Annotated in this window: 12 protein-coding genes; 11 read left to right on the top strand and 1 reads right to left on the bottom strand. The window is 71.0% G+C overall.

Annotated elements, in window-relative coordinates:
- The first annotated feature begins 6 nt into the window (after positions 1 to 6).
- The 4 genes from QRY02_RS17250 (at position 7) to QRY02_RS17235 (ending at position 6114) form a co-directional block, all read left to right on the top strand.
- The gene (locus QRY02_RS17250; protein ID WP_285992549.1) at positions 7 to 2451 is read left to right on the top strand and encodes a glycoside hydrolase family 2 protein; all 2445 of its coding nucleotides are present in this window, start codon (positions 7 to 9) and stop codon (positions 2449 to 2451) included.
- The gene (locus QRY02_RS17245) at positions 2452 to 3303 is read left to right on the top strand and encodes a LacI family DNA-binding transcriptional regulator (protein ID WP_285992548.1); all 852 of its coding nucleotides are present in this window, start codon (positions 2452 to 2454) and stop codon (positions 3301 to 3303) included.
- Between the two features lie 332 nt (positions 3304 to 3635).
- On the top strand, positions 3636 to 5012 hold the full coding sequence (locus QRY02_RS17240; protein WP_285992547.1) for a glycosyl hydrolase: 1377 nt from the start codon (positions 3636 to 3638) through the stop codon (positions 5010 to 5012).
- 85 nt (positions 5013 to 5097) lie between these two features.
- The gene (locus QRY02_RS17235) at positions 5098 to 6114 is read left to right on the top strand and encodes a LacI family DNA-binding transcriptional regulator (protein ID WP_285992546.1); all 1017 of its coding nucleotides are present in this window, start codon (positions 5098 to 5100) and stop codon (positions 6112 to 6114) included.
- Positions 6115 to 6127: 13 nt separating this feature from the next.
- On the opposite strand, the gene QRY02_RS17230 is transcribed toward QRY02_RS17235, so the two are convergent.
- Entirely contained in the window at positions 6128 to 7291 is a 1164-nt protein-coding gene (locus QRY02_RS17230; protein ID WP_285992545.1) for an ROK family transcriptional regulator, read from the bottom strand.
- Positions 7292 to 7399: 108 nt separating this feature from the next.
- Here QRY02_RS17230 and QRY02_RS17225 point away from each other — a divergent pair, with 108 nt between their 5' ends.
- From QRY02_RS17225 to QRY02_RS17195, 7 genes are all read left to right on the top strand, one after another.
- Entirely contained in the window at positions 7400 to 9571 is a 2172-nt protein-coding gene (locus QRY02_RS17225) for an alpha-galactosidase (RefSeq protein ID WP_285992544.1), read from the top strand.
- Positions 9572 to 9703: 132 nt separating this feature from the next.
- A complete protein-coding gene (locus tag QRY02_RS17220; protein WP_285992543.1) occupies positions 9704 to 10723 on the top strand; it encodes a LacI family DNA-binding transcriptional regulator in 1020 nt (339 codons plus the stop codon).
- A gap of 104 nt (positions 10724 to 10827) precedes the next feature.
- A complete protein-coding gene (locus QRY02_RS17215; protein ID WP_285992542.1) occupies positions 10828 to 12114 on the top strand; it encodes a sugar ABC transporter substrate-binding protein in 1287 nt (428 codons plus the stop codon).
- A gap of 57 nt (positions 12115 to 12171) precedes the next feature.
- Entirely contained in the window at positions 12172 to 13125 is a 954-nt protein-coding gene (locus QRY02_RS17210; RefSeq protein WP_285992541.1) for a carbohydrate ABC transporter permease, read from the top strand.
- A gap of 3 nt (positions 13126 to 13128) precedes the next feature.
- Positions 13129 to 14034: a carbohydrate ABC transporter permease gene (locus QRY02_RS17205; protein WP_285992540.1), complete on the top strand. Its 906-nt coding sequence runs from the start codon at positions 13129 to 13131 to the stop codon at positions 14032 to 14034.
- Positions 14035 to 14063: 29 nt separating this feature from the next.
- A complete protein-coding gene (locus tag QRY02_RS17200; RefSeq protein ID WP_285992539.1) occupies positions 14064 to 15017 on the top strand; it encodes a glycoside hydrolase family protein in 954 nt (317 codons plus the stop codon).
- A 15-nt stretch (positions 15018 to 15032) separates the two neighbouring features.
- Positions 15033 to 17009: a glycoside hydrolase family 32 protein gene (locus tag QRY02_RS17195; protein ID WP_285992538.1), complete on the top strand. Its 1977-nt coding sequence runs from the start codon at positions 15033 to 15035 to the stop codon at positions 17007 to 17009.
- Positions 17010 to 17024: the final 15 nt, after the last annotated feature.

Raw genomic sequence — 17024 nt, 5'->3', positions numbered from 1 at the left:
CCCGAATTGAACCGTCAGGAACTGCACGACGGCTGGCGGATCGAGGCCGTGGCCGGGCCGGTTCCGGACGCGGTCCGGGGTCGTGCGCTCCCCGCCACCGTGCCGGGCTCCGCCCACCTGGACCTGCTGGCCGCCGGCCTGATCGAGGATCCCTACCTCGACACCGCCGAGGCCGGTGTGGCGTGGATGCACCGGGCCGGGTGGCGCTACACGCTCGAGTTCGAATCCTCCGCGCCGGCTTCGGCGGAACGCGCGGATCTCGTCTTCGACGGCCTGGACACCGTGGCGGCCGTGACCCTCAACGGGCGGCAGCTCGGGCGGGCCGCCAACATGCACCGCACCTACCGCTTCGACGTCCGCGGGGTACTCCGGGACGGCGCGAACACCCTCACCGTCGAGATCGCGAGCGCGCTGACCCACGCCGAAGCGGTCGAGGCGGAGCTGGGCTGGCGCGACCACGCCTACCCGAGCCCGTTCAACATGATCCGCAAGATGGCCTGCTCGTTCGGCTGGGACTGGGGACCGGACCTGCAGACCGCGGGGATCTGGAAGCCGGTCCGGCTCGAGCGGTGGACCACCGCCCGGCTGGCGACCGTGCGGCCGCTGGTGACGGTCGACGAGGACGGAACCGGTCGCGTCACGGTGCACGCGGACGTCGAGCGCGCCGCCGGTCCGGGTGACCGGCTCGAGCTGGTCGCCTCGATCCCGGCCGAGGGCCGGACCGTCCGCGCCACCATCGAGCCCGGCGACACCCGGGGGACCGCGACGCTGACGGTGCCGGACGTCCGGCTGTGGTGGCCCGCCGGCTACGGCGAACACCCGCTCTACGACCTCGAAGTCGGCCTCGCCGGGGCCGGGACGACGCCGGATGCCTACCGGCGCCGCGTCGGCTTCCGGACCGTCACCGTGGACACCGAACCGGACGAGGCCGGCACCCCGTTCACGTTCGTGGTCAACGGCACGCCGGTGTTCGCCAAGGGGGCCAACTGGATCCCTGACGACCACTTCCTCACCCGGATCAGCCGCGACCGGCTCGCCCGGCGGGTCGAGCAGGCCCTCGGGGCGAACCTCAACCTGCTGCGCGTCTGGGGCGGGGGGATCTACGAGACCGAGGACTTCTACGACGTCTGCGACGAACGCGGTGTCCTGGTGTGGCAGGACTTCCCGTTCGCCTGCGCCTCCTACCCCGAGGAGGAGCCACTGTGGACGGAGGTCGAGGCGGAGGCCCGGGAGAACGTCGCCCGGCTGACCCCGCACGCGTCCCTCGTCCTGTGGAACGGCAACAACGAAAACCTCTGGGGCTTCGCCGACTGGGGCTGGCCCGAACAGCTCGACGGCCGCACGTGGGGCCTGAAGTACTACACCGAGCTGCTGCCCGCCATCGTCGCCGAGCTCGACCCGACCCGCCCCTACGCACCGGGGAGCCCGTACAGCCCCGGCGATTTCCACCCCAACGACCCCGACCACGGCACCCGGCACGAGTGGGACGTGTGGAACCGCGTGGACTACACCCACTACCGCGACCACATCCCGCGGTTCTGCTCGGAGTTCGGCTTCCAGGGGCCGCCCACCTGGGCCACCCTGACCCGGTGGATCCACGACGACCCGCTCACGCCGACCTCGCCGGCGTTCCTGCGCCACCAGAAGGCCGAGGACGGCAACGGCAAGCTCGACCGCGGTCTGGCGGCCCACCTGCCGCGGCCGGCGGCGTTCCCCGACTGGCACTGGGCGACCCAGCTCAACCAGGCCCGCGCGGTCGCCTTCGGGATCGAGCACTTCCGGTCGTGGTGGCCGCGCACCGCCGGCGCGGTCGTCTGGCAGCTCAACGACTGCTGGCCGGTCACCTCGTGGGCCGCGATCGACTCGGACGAACGGCTCAAGCCCCTGTGGTACGCGCTCAAGCACGCGTTCGCGCCCCGGCTGCTGACGGTCCAGCCGCGTGACGGCGAAGACGTCGTCATCGCGGTCAACGACACCGCCACGCCCTGGTCGGGTGATCTCGAGCTGGAAACGCGGACGGTCGCCGGTCAGGTCACCGGCCGCCGTAGACTGCGGTTCACCGTGCCGGCCCGCTCCACCGCGGAGCTGGCACCGGCCGGAACCGGAGAGGAGGTGCTCGTGGCGACGACCGCCGAGACCCGGCTCGTGCACGTCTTCGGCGAAGACCTCGAGCACGACTTCCGGCCCGCTCCGCTGTCCGCCGAAGCGACGGCGGTGCCGGGCGGCTATCGCATCGACGTCACCGCTTCCGCCCTGGCCCGGGATGTCGCCCTCCTGGTGGACCGGGTGGCACCCGACGCCGTGGTCGACGACATGCTGATCACCTTGCTGCCGGGCGAAACCCGGTCGTTCCTGGTCCGCACCGCGAACACGGTCGATCCGGCCGCCTTCGCCGACCCACTCGTGCTGCGGTCGGCGAACGCACTCGGCTCCCCGGTGATGAGGTCCTGAGTGAGTACGCACCGCCCCTCCGGCGCGATCGGCCTGGTGCTGGCCCGCCCACCCCGGCTGCTCGGCACCGAACCGTTCTTCATGGAGTTCATCGCGGGGATCGAGCAGCACCTCGCGGACTGGGACCTGTCGCTGCTGCTGCACGTCGTCAGCACGCAGGACGGCGAGCTCGCGGCGTACCGGCGGTGGGCCGCGCAGCGGATGGTCGAGGCGACCGTCGTGGTCAACCTGGTCCACGACGACCCCCGGCCGGCCCTGCTGCGGTCGCTGGACATGCCGGCGGTTCTCGTCGGCGAACCCGAGGACGGCCACGGCTTCCCGACCGTGCGCACCGACAACGCCGGTCCGGTCCGTGAGGCCCTGCGAGTCCTCCTCGACCTCGGCCACCGGCGCATCGGGCGGGTGACCGGGCCCGCGCAGCTGCTGCACACCCGGGCCCGCACCGACGCCCTCGTCGCCGGCTGCCGCGAAGCCGGCATCGAGCCGCTCATCGCCGAGGGCGACTACTCGGAGGAGTCCGGGGCGAAACGCACCACCGAGCTGCTGTCCGGTGCCGAGCCGCCGACCGCCCTCCTCTACGACAACGACGTGATGGCGCTGGCGGGGCTCGCTGCCGCCAAGGAACTCGGGATCGAGGTTCCGGAGCGGCTCAGCATCATCGCCTGGGACGACTCGACGCTGTGCCGCCTGGCCACCCCTTCGCTGACGACGATGAGCGTCGACGTGCACCAGTACGGCGTCTCGGTGGCCGAATCGGTGCTCGAACTGGTCGACGGTGTCCCGGTCGCCGAACGCTGGTCGCCGGGCGCGAAGTGCGTGCTGCGCGCCAGCACCGCCACTCCGCCCGCCTGAACCGCCCATTTCTCCGGACGAGCACCGCGGCTTCTTTTTTCGACCCGCCGGACGCCCGTCCTCAGCGCCGCGCGATTCTGCTCGGGTGACCAGCGAACTTTCTTAAGTTTCTTGCACGAACTTATTCCTGCGGGGTATCCCGGGCGCCGGACCGGTTGTTAGAATTCCGCACTGGAAGCGCTCTCAGTCGCTGTTGTCCCCCTCGTGCCGCGCCCGCTTTCGAGCCGGGCCCGGCCTTCATCGCGGTCAAAGGAGATGCGATGTCGTTTCCCCGAAGTTCGCCCAAGGCAGGAAACCGGCTCGGCAGCCGGGGAAGGAGAGCCTCCCGGGTCGTGGCCGCGTTCGCGCTCGTGGTTCCCTTGCTCGTCACCGGCGGAACCGCCTCCGCGGCCCAGTCCGGAGCGCTCGTCAGCGCGGCTTCCGCCCGCTGCCTCGACGTGATCGGGAACGTGCAGACCGCCGGCACCGGAATCCAGATCTGGGACTGCAACGGCCAAGCGAACCAGCAGTGGTCCGTTACGGACACGGGTGAGCTGCGCGTGTTCGGTGGTTCGATGTGCCTGGACGCCTACGGCAGCCAGACCACCGCCGGCACGAAGCTGCAGATCCGGGGCTGCACCGGTGCGGCGAACCAGAAGTTCACCCTGCGCTCCGACGGCAGCGTTTACGGCGCCCAGTCGGGGTTGTGTGCCGATGTGACGTCGGCGGCGACGGCGAACGGCACGGCGGTCGCACTCTGGACCTGCAACGGCCAGGCCAACCAGCGGTGGACCGTCGGCGGCGGATCGACCCCGCCCGGCGGTACCTGCTCGGCCACTCCCGTCAACCCGCGCGCGACGGCCCAGGCGAAGAAGCTGCTCTGCTACTTCTCCGGCCAGTACGGCAACCACATCATCTCCGGCCAGGAGGAGTCCACCTGGGTCGCCGGCTCCGAGTACGAGATGAACTACATCCACGACCACACCGGCAAGTACCCGGCGATCCGGGGGATGGACATCGAGCAGGACGGCGTCGGCGGCCGCGGCGTGTCCTGGTGGAACGCCGGTGGTATCCCGATGGTCGGCTACCACATGGGTGCGCCGACGAAGCCGGACACCTACGAGGGCAGCCAGATGGCCGTGTCGATCAACGCCGTGCTCACGCCGGGAACGGCCGAGTACGCCTCGTTCGTCCAGCGGCTGGACAAGGCCGCCGTCCAGCTGCAGATCATGGAGAACGCCGGAGTTCCGGTGCTGTGGCGCCCCTTCCACGAAGCCGGCGGCACCTGGTTCTGGTGGAGCAAGGAAGGCGGCTCCCAGTACAAACGGCTGTGGCAGTTCGAGTACAACTACTTCACCGGCACCAAGGGGCTCGACAACCTGCTCTGGCTGCTGCCGTTCAACGGTCAGCCGAGCTCGTCGTTCTACCCGGGGAAGTCCTCTGTGGACATCGCGGGTTCGGACACCTACGCGGGGGACCACGGACCGCAGACCGGCCTGTTCAACGCCACCAAGAACATCGTCGGCGGCACGATCCCGATCGCCCTGCACGAGAACGGCCCGATTCCGGACCCGGACCAGCTGCAGTCGTCGAACACGCGGTGGGTCATGTTCAACACCTGGCACACCGATTGGCTGACCAACACCTCGCACAACTCGATCAGCCAGCTGCAAAAAACGTACACCAGCTCCTACGTGATCACCAGGGACGAGGTGCCGAATCTGAAGTGAACCGGCTTCCGCCCCGGACGGATTCCGTCCGGGGCGGAAGCTCGCCGATTTCGCCGGGAATTCAACCCGCTTTTCCGGGGGTGTGATGAAGCGTCCGACCGTGCGGGAAATCGCCGCGTGCGCCGGGGTGTCGCAGGGTGCCGTTTCCTACGCGCTCAACGGCCGGCGTGGTGTCTCCGAGGCGACGCGCAACCGGATCCTCGAGATCGCCCGTCAGCTCGGCTGGACGCCGGGTGGTGGAACCCACCGCCACGTCCGCCGGTCCGGGACGCTGGGGGTGGTGGTCCGCCGGCCGGCGGCCGCGCTCGCCGGTGAGCCGTTCCTCGGCGCGCTCATGTCCGGGATCCAGCGGGCGCCGGCCACCGGATCGGCGTCGCTGCTGATGCGCGCCGCGCCGAGCCACGCGGCCGAACTCGAGATCTACCGGCGCTGGCACCGCGAGCAGACCGTCGGCGGCGTCCTCCTGGTCGACCTCCGGACCGGCGACACCCGGCCGGACGAGCTCGCCGCGATCGGCCTGCCCGCCGTCGCGCTCGGCGGTCCGCTGGGCCGATCCGACCTGCCTTCGGTGTGGATGAACGACCGGCAGACGATGCGGGGGGTGCTCGAATACCTGGCCGCGCTGGGGCACCGGTCCGTGGTCCGCGTCGCCGGTCCGGAGGCGTTCCTGCGCACCCGGACCCGGACGGACGCGTTCGTGGCCGCGGCGTGCCGCCTGCGCCTGGCGGACGCGCGCACGGTTCACTCCGACTTCAGCGACGAAGGCGGCGCGGACACGGCTCGCCGCATCCTGCGGTCGAAGCGGCCCCCGACCGCATTGGTGTTCGACAACGACGCCATGGCGGTGGGCGGCCTGGTGGCCGCGCAGGGGCTTGGTCTCCGGGTGCCGGCGGACCTGTCCATCGTCGCGGGGGACGACTCCGGGCTCTGCCGGCTCGTCCGCCCGGCGCTGTCGGCGGTGCAGTGGCCGGTCGCCGAGTTCGGGGCGCTGGCGGTGTCGTTGCTGCGGCGGGTGATCGACGGCGGGAACGCTGCCGACACGTGCACCTCGGCTCCGGCGTTCGCGATCCGGGGGAGCACCGGACCGATCGCGCGGCGGTGACACCGGTGAACCCTCAGCGGACGCCGGCGGTCCGGCCGGTGAGCGCGGCGCGGATCGCCAGTGCGGCACCGGAACGCGCCCATTCGCCGAAGTCGAAGGCCTGCACGTCGAGGTCGAGCTGGGCGGGATCCGCTTCGTAGGACTGGCCGATGCCCTCCCGCACCCGGTCGGCGGCCACCTCGTACAGCGGCAGGCCGTCGCCGGTCAGCAGGACCTTCTGCGGGTCGACGAGGTTGGCGATCGTGCCGATGATGACGCCGAGGGCGAAGCCGGCGTCGCCGAACACCCGCCGGGCCGCGGGGTCGCCGGCCCGTGCCCGGGCGACGGCGCCGGCGTGGTCCGCGGCGCCGAGCGCCCGCACGATCGACTCGTTCAGCAGGTAGCCGGCGGCGCAGCCGCGGTGCCCGAGGCCGCACACCGGCCCCGACTGGTCGACGACGAGGTGAGCCACCCGGCCCACGGTGCCGTGCGCGCCCTCGACGAGTTCCCCGTTGAGCACCAGGCCGCACCCGATGCCCACGCCGATCGTCACGACGGCCAGGGACCGCAGCCCCGCGCCGGCGCCGAACCAGTGCTCGGCGGCGGTCAGGGCCTGGACGTCGTTGTCCACGGCGGTGGGCAAGCCGGTCGCCTCGGCGACGAGACCGGCGAGCGGAACGCCGGACCAGTTCAGGTAAGCGGACCCGTGCACCGACCCCGCGCGCACCGTGCCGGCCAGGGTCACGCCGGCGGCGGTCAGGTCCGGGAACGTCGTCCGCAGCGCCGAGGCGGCTTCGGCGATCTGGCCGACGACCTCGACGACGTCCGCCGAGCGCAGGGGAGTGTCGACCGACGCCACGACCTCGGCGTTGAGGTCGGTGACCACGGCGTAGAGGTGGTCACCGGTGAGCTTCACCCCGAAGAAGTGCCGCGCGGCGCCGTTGACGTGCAGCAGTTCCGAGGGACGCCCGGTCGTCGAACGCAGCTGCGTCCCGCCTTCGGCCAGCAGGCCGTCGTCGAAGAGCTGCCGGGTGATCCGGCTCAGCGTCGGCCGTGACACCTGCAGCCGCGCGGCGATCTCGGCGCGGGAAATGGGGCCGTGGACGAGCACCTCGAGGAGCACCTGACGGGCGGCCTCGGGCAGCTGCGGCCAGGGCGCCGTCGCCCGTGCCCGGCCTTCACGGGTTCCGGAACTCACCGGGCGAGGGTACCGCTCGTTATGTCCCATCCGGAACAAAGCATCCGTCGCATGGGGCTCGACCGGGAAGTTCTTGACAGCTCTTAGTGTTGCACTGAAACTAACTGCGTGCTGATCACGACGCTCACCGCAGTCGACGGCGAGCCGGCGAGCCCCGGCGTGGTCCACCTCGCGGCCGCCGGCACCAGCCTCGTGCTGGACGCGACCGGCGACCGCCTGCCCCGCGTCGTGTACTGGGGCGCCGACCTCGGCCGGCCCACCGAAGCCGAACTGGGGGACCTGGTGCGCGCGGCCCGGCCGCCGGTCGTCTCCAACAGCATCGACGACCCGCTCCCCGTCGGCGTGCTGGCCGAAGCCGCCACCGGCTGGCCGGGCACCCCCGGCATCGCCGGCAGCCGCGCCGGCCGCGCGTTCTCCCCGCTGTTCACGACGACCGCCGTGGACCTGACGGCGGACGGCACGCTGATCACCGCCGCGCAGGACACCGCCGCCGGACTCGCGCTCGAGCTGCGGGTGGGGCTCTCGCCGTCGGGGGTGGTGCGGCTGGGCGCGACGGTGACGAACACGGGCGGCGACGACTACGCCCTCGACGCGCTGACCCTCAACCTGCCGGTCCCGGTGAACGCCCTGGAACTGCTGGATTTCAGCGGGCGGCACCTGCGGGAGCGCGCCCCGCAGCGGCACCCGTTCACGGTGGGCTCCCACGTCCGCAGCGGACGCCGGGGCCGGACCGGTCTCGACGCGACCCTGCTGCTGCTCGCCGGTGAGCCCGGCTTCGGCTTCCGCCGGGGCGAGGTCTGGGGCGTGCACACCGCCTGGAGCGGGAACCACACCACCTACGCCGAGCGCGACACCGCGGGTGTCGCGATCCTCGCCGGCGGCGAGCTCCTGCTGCCCGGCGAGATCATCCTTTCGCCAGGCGAGTCCTACGCCGGTCCGACGCTGATGGGCTCCTACGGCGACGGAATGGACGAGCTGTCCGGGCGGTTCCACGCCGACCTGCGCAGCCGGCCGGAGCACCCCGCCTCGCCGCGGCCGATCGCCCTGAACACTTGGGAGGCGGTCTACTTCGACCACGATCCCGCGAAACTGCGCGAGCTGGCCGGGCTCGCCGCGCGGGTCGGCGCGGAACGGTTCACGCTCGACGACGGCTGGTTCCGCGGCCGCCGAAGCGACCACTCGGGACTGGGTGACTGGTTCGTCGACGAACAGGTGTGGCCGGACGGCCTGCACCCGATCGCCGACCACGTCCGCTCGCTCGGCATGCAGTTCGGGCTCTGGGTCGAACCCGAGATGGTCAACCCGGACTCCGACCTCGCCCGGGCGCACCCGGAGTGGATCCTCCGGCCGGACGCGCGGCTCCCGCCCGAGGCCCGGCACCAGCAGGTGCTGGACATCTCCCGGCCGGACGCCTACGCCTACGTGCTCGAACGGCTCGACGCGCTGGTCACCGAGTACGGCGTCGGCTACCTCAAGTGGGACCACAACCGCGACCTCGTCGACGCCGGGCACACCGCGAGCGGCACGGCCGGGGTGCACGACCAGACCCGCGCCCTCTACCGGCTGCTGGACGAGCTCCGCGCCAAGCACCCCGCCCTGGAGATCGAGTCCTGTTCGTCGGGTGGCGGCCGCGCCGACCTCGAAATCCTCGCCCGGAGCGAACGGATCTGGGCCAGCGACTGCCTGGACGCGCTCGAGCGGCAGCACATCCAGCGCTGGTCCGGTTTGCTGCTGCCTCCGGAAATGCTGGGCTCGCACGTCGGCGCGCCGACGGCGCACACGACCGGCCGCACGCACACCCTCGACTTCCGCGCCGGCACCGCGTTCTTCGGGCATTTCGGCATGGAGTGGGACCTGACGTCGGCGAGCGAAACCGAACTCGCCGAACTCACCGCCTGGATCGCCCTGCACAAGCGGTTCCGGCCGCTGCTGCACAGCGGCACCGTGGTCCGCGGCGACCACCCCGACCCGGCGCACTGGCTCCACGGCGTCGTCGCCCAGGATCGCGCCGAAGCGCTCTTCGCCTTCGTCGCGCTGCAGACCGGAGCCTGGGCCCCGCCCGGCCGCATCCGGCTGCCCGGGCTGGCCTCCGGGACCCGCTACACCGTGCGGTTCCTGTCCGCCGTAGACCGGGAGCGGCGACACGGGCTGCCCGCGTTTCCGGACTGGGCGGACCGGCCGCTGACGTTGTCCGGTGCCGCGCTGGCCACGGCCGGCTTCCAGGCGCCCGCACTGCAGCCGGAACAGCTCCAGCTGATCCACGTGCTCGCCGAGCACTGAGGAGGCGACGGCGAAGTTCCTGCCGGCCGGAACCTTGACGGGGTGCGCGATCGAGCTGCATACTCCCGTAACCTCCAGTTAATCGATTAACGCCCGAGGCAGGAAGGGGTCGCCGCGATGGCTCGAGTGCGGATGTCCGACGTCGCTGCCCGGGCGGGGGTGTCCACGGCGACCGTGTCGATGGTGCTCAGCGGGCGGGACGCGGCGCGCGTTTCGCCGCAGACCCAGCGGCGGGTGCGTGAGGCGGCCGAGGAGGTCGGCTACGAGCTGAACTCGGTGGCGCGGAGCCTGCGGACGCAGCAGACCCGCATGGTCGGCCTGATCTCGGACACGATCGCCAGCACGCCGTTCGCCGGGCGGATGCTGGCCGGGGCCAACGACGTGGCCCGTGAGCAGGGAAATCTCGTCGTCCTGGTCGACACCGAAGGGGACGCCGACGCCGAGCGGCAGGCGCTCAACGCGCTGAGCGGCCAGCAGGTCGACGCCATGATCTACGCGAGCATGTGGCACCGCGTGGTCGAGGTGCCGGACGGCCTGCCCGGGGACGCCGTCCTGCTCGACTGCGCTGCGGCCGCGGGAGGCCGGGCCGCGGTCGTCCCGGACGAACGGGCGGGCGGGATGGCCGCGGTGCGGGAACTGGTGGCCGCCGGGCACCGCCGGATCGCCTTCCTGGACGCCGAGGAGCGGTTCGAGCTCGTCGCGTCACCCCTGCGGTACGAGGGGTACCGGCAGGTGCTGGCGGAGGCCGGGATCGAGCCGGATCCCGCCCTGCACGCCCGTGCCGAGCCGGTGGCCGGCGGCGGGCGGGTCGCGGCCCGGCGGCTGCTGGACCTGCCGGCCGGGCGACGGCCCACCGCGATGTTCTGCTTCAACGACCGCATGGCGATGGGCGCCTACGCGGCCGCGCACCACCGGGGTCTTTCGGTGCCCGATGACCTGTCGATCGTCGGCTACGACGACCAGCAGCTGGTCGCGGCCGAGCTCGATCCGCCGTTGACGACGATCGCGCTGCCGCACTACGAAATGGGCCGCTGGGCGATGGAGGTTGCGCTCGGGCTGCGTCCGGCGGACCCGGCGGCCCCGTACCTGATGCCGTGCCCGGTCATCCGCCGGGCTTCGGTGGGCCCGCCGCCTGCCGCGTTCGGCGGCTGACGGCGGACCGCACTTCTCACTGCATTCCACATGGCAGTTGGCGCTGCCATCCGGCACGGAGGCGACGGCCGGTCGCGCTCCGCAACAGAGAAAGAGATTCTACGGTGAAACGCAAATCTCTCACCATCATGGTAGCGGCAGGCCTGACCGCGGTGCTCGCGCTGGGCGGCTGTGCCCGCGCGAGCCAGGATTCCTCGTCCTCCGGCGGACCCGGTGAAATCACCATGTGGACGCACTCGGCGGGCAACCCCGGCGAGCTGGCGGTCTACCAGCGGATCATTGCCGACTTCAACGCGTCCCAGACCCAGTACAAGATCGTCCAGCAGAACTTCCCGCAGGGTTCCTACAACGACGCGATCACCGCGGCCGCCGCGTCGCGGAAGCTGCCCTGCCTGCTGGACATGGACGGGCCGGTGATGCCGAACTGGGCCTGGGCCGGCTACCTGCAGCCGCTGGGACTGCCGGACGACCTGATCGGGACCCTGCTGCCCACGACCGTCGGCCGGTACAAGGACACCGTCTATTCGGCGGGCTACTGGGACGCCGCGTTGTCGGTCTTCGCGCGGAAGTCGGTGCTGGACAAGAACCAGATCCGGATCCCGACCGTCGAGAAGCCGTGGACGCTCGACGAGTTCGACGCCGCCGTCGCCAAGCTGAAGGCGAGCGGCTACGCCACGCCGCTGGACCTGGGCGCCGCCGACAAGGGCGAGTGGTGGTCGTACGCGTACTCGCCGATGCTGCAGAGCACCGGCGGTGACCTGATCGACCGGGCCACCATGAAATCCGCCGACGGCGTCTTGAACGGCCCGGACGCGGTGAAGTTCTTCACCTGGTTCCAGCAGGCGTTCAAGAGCGGCTGGGCGGACAACGCGGGCCCGGTCGGCAACCAGCGCTTCATCGACAACAAGGTCGCGCTCAGCTACACCGGCGTGTGGAACGCCAAGGATGCGCTCGAAAGCGTCGGCAACGACCTGCTGATCCTGCCGCCGGTGGACTTCGGCAAGGGCCCGAAGATCGGTGGCGGTTCGTGGCAGTGGGGCATTTCCGCCGGCTGCAAGAACACCGAAGGCGCCCGCGCGTACCTGAAGTTCAGCTTCCAGGACAAGTACCTGACCGCCTTCGCCGACAGCCAGGTGGTCATCCCGAGCACCACGGCGGCCGCGGCCGCGTCGAAGTACTTCGGCGACACCGCTCCGCTGCACCCGTTCGCCGTGCTGTCGCAGAAGTTCGCCCTCGCCCGCCCGGCCACCCCCGGCTACCCGGTGATCTCCTCGACCTTCGAGAAGGCGGCCAAGGACATCATGAGCGGTGCCGACGTGAAGCCGGCGCTCGACACCGCCGTGCAGGCGATCGACACCGACATCAAGTCCCAGAACGGCTACGGCTTCTAGCTCGTCGCTCCCCGCCCGGCGCCGGCGCCGGGCGGGCCGAGAGGGAAGGCTCCTCCCATGACGGCGACCATCTCGTCGGACACCCGCGCCGCGAGCGCGGCACCCCCACCCGTCACCGGGCGAAAAACCCGCCACGAACTGCGTTCCCAGCGCCGCGCGGGCTGGGCCATGGCCGCCCCGGCCGTGGTGTTGCTGCTGGCGTTCCTGATCGTCCCGGTGATCCTCGGGTTCGTCCTGTCGTTCACCAACGCCCGGCTCGTCTCGCCCGAACCGACCACCTTCACCGGTCTCGACAACTTCGTCCGCGCCTTCACCGCGGATCCGACGTTCCTCCGCTCGCTGGTCAACACGTTCTGTTTCGCCGCCGTGGTGGTGCCGGTGCAGGCCGGGTTCGGGCTGCTGCTGGCCATCCTGGTGAACCGGAAGATCCGCGGCGCGGTGGCGTTCCGGGTCGTCTTCTTCATCCCGGTCGTGACCTCGATCGTCGTGGTGTCGATCCTGTGGAAGTTCATGTACCAGCCGGAGGGGCTGATCAACTCCTTCATCGACTCCATCACCTTCGGCGCCTGGCAGGGCACCGCGTGGCTGAACGACCCGAGCACCGCGCTGACCGCGATCATCGTGCTGTCGATCTGGCAGGCGGTCGGCTTCCACATGCTGATCTGGCTGTCCGGCCTGCAGACCATCCCGCAGGAGCTGTACGAAGCGGCCCGGATCGACGGCGCGGGCACCTGGCAGCAGTTCCGCAACGTGACCTGGCCGGGCCTGCGCCCGACCCGGGTGTTCGTGCTGATCACCATCACGATCGCCGCGCTCGGGCTGTTCGTGCAGATCGACGTGATGACCCAGGGCGGCCCGGTGGACGCCACCTCGACGCTGGTCTACCACGCCGTCCGGATGGGCTACCACCAGCAGCAGATCGGCTACGGCTCGGCCCTGTCGCTCGTGTTCTTCGTGCTGGTGCTCGTCGTCGCGCTGGTCCAGCGCTTTCTGACCCGGGACAAGGACTGAACCATGGCCATCCACAGAGGACATACCGACGAGCGGGTGCTGCGCCGCCGCCGGCGCGTCTGGACCTACCTGGTCCTCATCGGACTCGCGGCCTTCTTCCTGTTCCCGCTGGTGTTCATGTTCGTCTCCAGCCTGAAGCCTGACGGCCAGATCTTGTCCGACGTCGGCGGGTGGCGGGCGTTCCTGCCGCTGGGCGACATCGGCTTCGACAACTATTCCGCCGTGTTCGACCGGGTGCCGGTCGGGCGGTTCCTGCTCAACTCGGTCCTCGTCACGGTGGTGATCGTAGCCGCCGGACTGGTGGTGAACTCGATGGCCGGGTTCGCGATCTCCCGGCTGCGCTGGACCGGCCGCGGGGTGGTGCTGAGCGTCATCATCGCCACGCTGATCGTGCCGTTCGAGACCATCGCGGTACCGATGGTCTACTGGGTCTCGCAGCTGCCGACCCTGCTGTTCCAGAACGGCCGGATCGTGTACGACTTCGGGTGGCTGGACACCTACCAGGTGCAGATCGTCCCGTTCATCGCCAACGGCTTCTCGATCTTCCTGTTCACCCAGTACTTCTCGACCATCCCGACCGCACTCGACGAGGCGGCGCGGATCGACGGCGCCGGCTGGTTCACCATCTACCGCAGGATCGCCGTGCCGCTGTCGGGGCCGGCGTTCGCCACCGTCGCGATCCTGACGTTCCTGCCGGCCTGGAACCAGTACCTGTGGCCGAGCATGGTCGTCCAGGACGAGAAGCTGCGGCCGGTCATGGTCGGCATGCAGTACTTCTTCCAGGACAACACCGCCTGGGGCGAGGTGATGGCCTACACGTCGATGATCACCCTGCCGGTCCTCGTGGTGTTCCTCGCCTTCCAGCGCGCGTTCGTCAGCAGCGTCGCGGCCAGCGGCGTCAAGGAATGACACCCTCCCCGGCTTTTCGAAAGGCTCGCATGTTTTCGCTGCCCGACTCCTGGGTCTGGGACTTCTGGTTCGCCGACGACGGCGACCGCCACCACCTGTTCTTCCTCTACGCCTCCCGCGCCCTGCACGACCCCGAAGCCCGCCACTACCGCGCCTCGGTCGGCCACGCCGTCTCGGCCGATCTGGTGCACTGGACCCGGATCGAGGACGCACTGGTCCGCGCGGACGCCCCGGCGTTCGACGACCTGGCGACCTGGACCGGTTCGGTGGTGCGGCACCCGGACGGCACGTGGTTCCTCTTCTACACCGGCGCCACCCGCGCCCCCGGCGGCAAGAACGTCCAGCGGATCGGTTACGCCACTTCGCCGGATCTCGTGACGTGGCAACGGGCTCCGGAGAACCCGGTCCTCGCCGCGGATCCCCGCTGGTACGAGACGCTGGACGCCGCCTGGCACGACGAGGCGTTCCGCGACCCGTGGGTGTTCGCCGACCCGGACGGCGACGGCTGGCACATGCTCATCACCGCGCGTGCCGGTACCGGCGAGCCGTTCGAACGCGGCGTGGTCGGCCACGCCGTCTCCGCGGACCTGCGGCACTGGCAGCTGCGCCCGCCGCTGACGGCGCCCGGGCCGCGCGGGTTCGGGCAGCTGGAGGTGCTGCAGGCCGAGGTGGTGGACGGCCGGGCGGTCCTGCTGTTCTCCTGCCTGGCCGAACACGCCTCGCCCGACCGCCGGGCCACCGGCACGACCGGCGGGATCTGGGCCGCCCCGGCCGGCGGCCCGCTCGGGCCGTTCGACATCGCGGCCGCCGAACCCGTCACCGACGACCGGTTCTACAGCGGCCGCCTGATCCGCCGCCGGTCCGACGGCCGGTGGGTGCTGCTCGCGTTCCACCACCGCGGCGAACACGGCTTCGTCGGCGCCATCGGCGATCCCATGCCGGTGGCGTGGGACGGCAAACGTCTCAGTGTGCTCGATTCCTGAATTCCTGGAGGTCCCATGCGCTCAACGACGAGCGGCCTTCGCCTGCTGTCCGCCGCCGCCCTCGTGGCGGCGACGGCGGCTGTGGGCCTGACCGGCGCACCCCCCGCTTCGGCGGCGGCCACCTACCGCGCGCAGTACCACTTCACGGTGCCCGACCACTGGAAGAACGACCCCCAGCGGCCGGTGTACGTCAACGGCGAGTTCAACTACTACTACCTCTACAACGCCGACTACCCGAGTGAGGTCGGCACGGCCTGGCGGCTGGCGACGACCACCGACGGCGTCGCCTTCGCCGACCAGGGCATCGCCGCACCGAAGAAGACCAACGCGAACCACGACCTGTGGTCGGGTTCCGCGGTCGTCGACACCGCGAACACGGCCGGTTTCGGTGCCGGCGCGGTGGTCCAGCTGGTGACGCAGATGGACCACCCGACCCCGGCGCAGATCGCGAACGGCTCCGGGCCGCAGGCGCAGTTCCTGTGGTACTCGATCGACGGCGGCCGGACGTTCCGGCCCTACGGCGACACGCCGGTGATCCCGAACGGTGGCCGCCGCGACTTCCGGGACCCGAAGGTGATCCGGGACGCCGCCCGCGGCCGGTGGGTCGCGGCGATCACCGAAGGCGACCGGATCGGGTTCTTCACCTCACCGGACCTCAAAACGTGGACGTGGCAGTCGGACTTGGTGGGCACCACGGGCACGCTCGAGTGCCCGGACCTGTACCCGATCCGCGCCGACGACGGCACCACGCACTGGGTACTGGGCGTGAGCGCCGGTGGGACACCGGGCACCTACGCGTATTGGACCGGATCCTTCGACGGGAACGGCTTCACGGCCGACGCGGCCACGCCGCAGTGGCTCGACCACGGCTTCGACTGGTACGCCGGTGTCACCTGGGAAGACCCCGCCGCGCCGGCGGACCGGCGGTTCGGCATGGCCTGGATGAACAACTGGGCCTACCCCGACACCACACCCACGTGGGCCTCCGACGGCTTCAACGGCACCGACTCCATCGTCCGCCGGATCACGCTCAAGCACTACGCGGACGGCTACGCCCTGGCCTCGCAGCCGACCCCGGCGCTGGCTTCCCACGCGAGCTCGGTGACGAACCTCGGCACCATCCGGGTCGACGACGGCCTGGTGCCGCTGGCATACCACGGCACGGCCTACCAGCTCGACACCGACGTCAGCTGGACCCGGCTGGAGAACATCGGCCTGCAGCTGCGGGCCTCGGCCGACGGGACCCGGCACGCGGACGCCGGGATCTACCACGACTACAGCTACCTGAACCGGCGCCAGACCGGTTCGCCCGACACGTCCGGGGTGCGAGGGGAGAGCCACGCGCCGTGGAACCCGGCGAAGACCAGCGCGCACCTGCGGATCCTGGTCGACCGGACCACCATCGAGGTGTTCGTCGACGACGGCCGGTACGTGCACTCCAGCGAGGTGTTCGCCGACCCCGCCGACACCGGCATCAACCTCTACGCCACCGGCGGCAGCGCCACCTTCGCCAACACGACCGTCACCGAATTCCCCGACCTGTCCCAGCGTCCGGCGCACGTCGTCTCCGGGTTCGAAGGCAGCTCCTACGACCCCGGCTGGACGACCACCGGCAGCTTGGCCGGCACCGGCCCGTCGGCCGGGTACCTGCCCGGCATGGTCGGCAACGCGGTCCTGGACACCTTCGCCGGTGGCGGCGACCCGGCCACCGGCACGATCACCTCACCGCCGTTCGCCCTCGACCGCAACCACCTGCGGTTCCTGATCGCCGGCGGCCACCACCCACCCGGCTCGCCCGGCCGGACCTCGATCGACCTCGTCGTCAACGGCCAGGTCGTCCGGACCGCGACCGGGGACGACACGGGGGTGCTGAAGCCGGTCGACTGGGACATCGGTGACCTCGCGGGGCAGAGCGCCCAGGTTCAGGTGACCGACCAGGCGACCGGCGCGTGGGGACACCTCATGGTCGACCAGCTGCTGCTGAGCGACTGAGCGGATCGCCGACGT

It is taken from the genome of Amycolatopsis sp. DG1A-15b, assembly GCF_030285645.1.
In the GTDB taxonomy this organism is placed as follows: Bacteria; Actinomycetota; Actinomycetes; order Mycobacteriales; family Pseudonocardiaceae; genus Amycolatopsis.
This window is presented reverse-complemented; position numbering and strand designations above follow the sequence as displayed.

Coding starts and splice junctions, on each gene's coding strand:
- QRY02_RS17195 (WP_285992538.1), top strand. CDS start 15,033: ATGCGCTCAACGACGAGCGGCCTTCGCCTGCTGTCCGCCGCCGCCCTC.
- QRY02_RS17205 (WP_285992540.1), top strand. CDS start 13,129: ATGGCCATCCACAGAGGACATACCGACGAGCGGGTGCTGCGCCGCCGC.
- QRY02_RS17235 (WP_285992546.1), top strand. CDS start 5,098: ATGAAGCGTCCGACCGTGCGGGAAATCGCCGCGTGCGCCGGGGTGTCG.
- QRY02_RS17220 (WP_285992543.1), top strand. CDS start 9,704: ATGTCCGACGTCGCTGCCCGGGCGGGGGTGTCCACGGCGACCGTGTCG.
- QRY02_RS17200 (WP_285992539.1), top strand. CDS start 14,064: ATGTTTTCGCTGCCCGACTCCTGGGTCTGGGACTTCTGGTTCGCCGAC.
- QRY02_RS17210 (WP_285992541.1), top strand. CDS start 12,172: ATGACGGCGACCATCTCGTCGGACACCCGCGCCGCGAGCGCGGCACCC.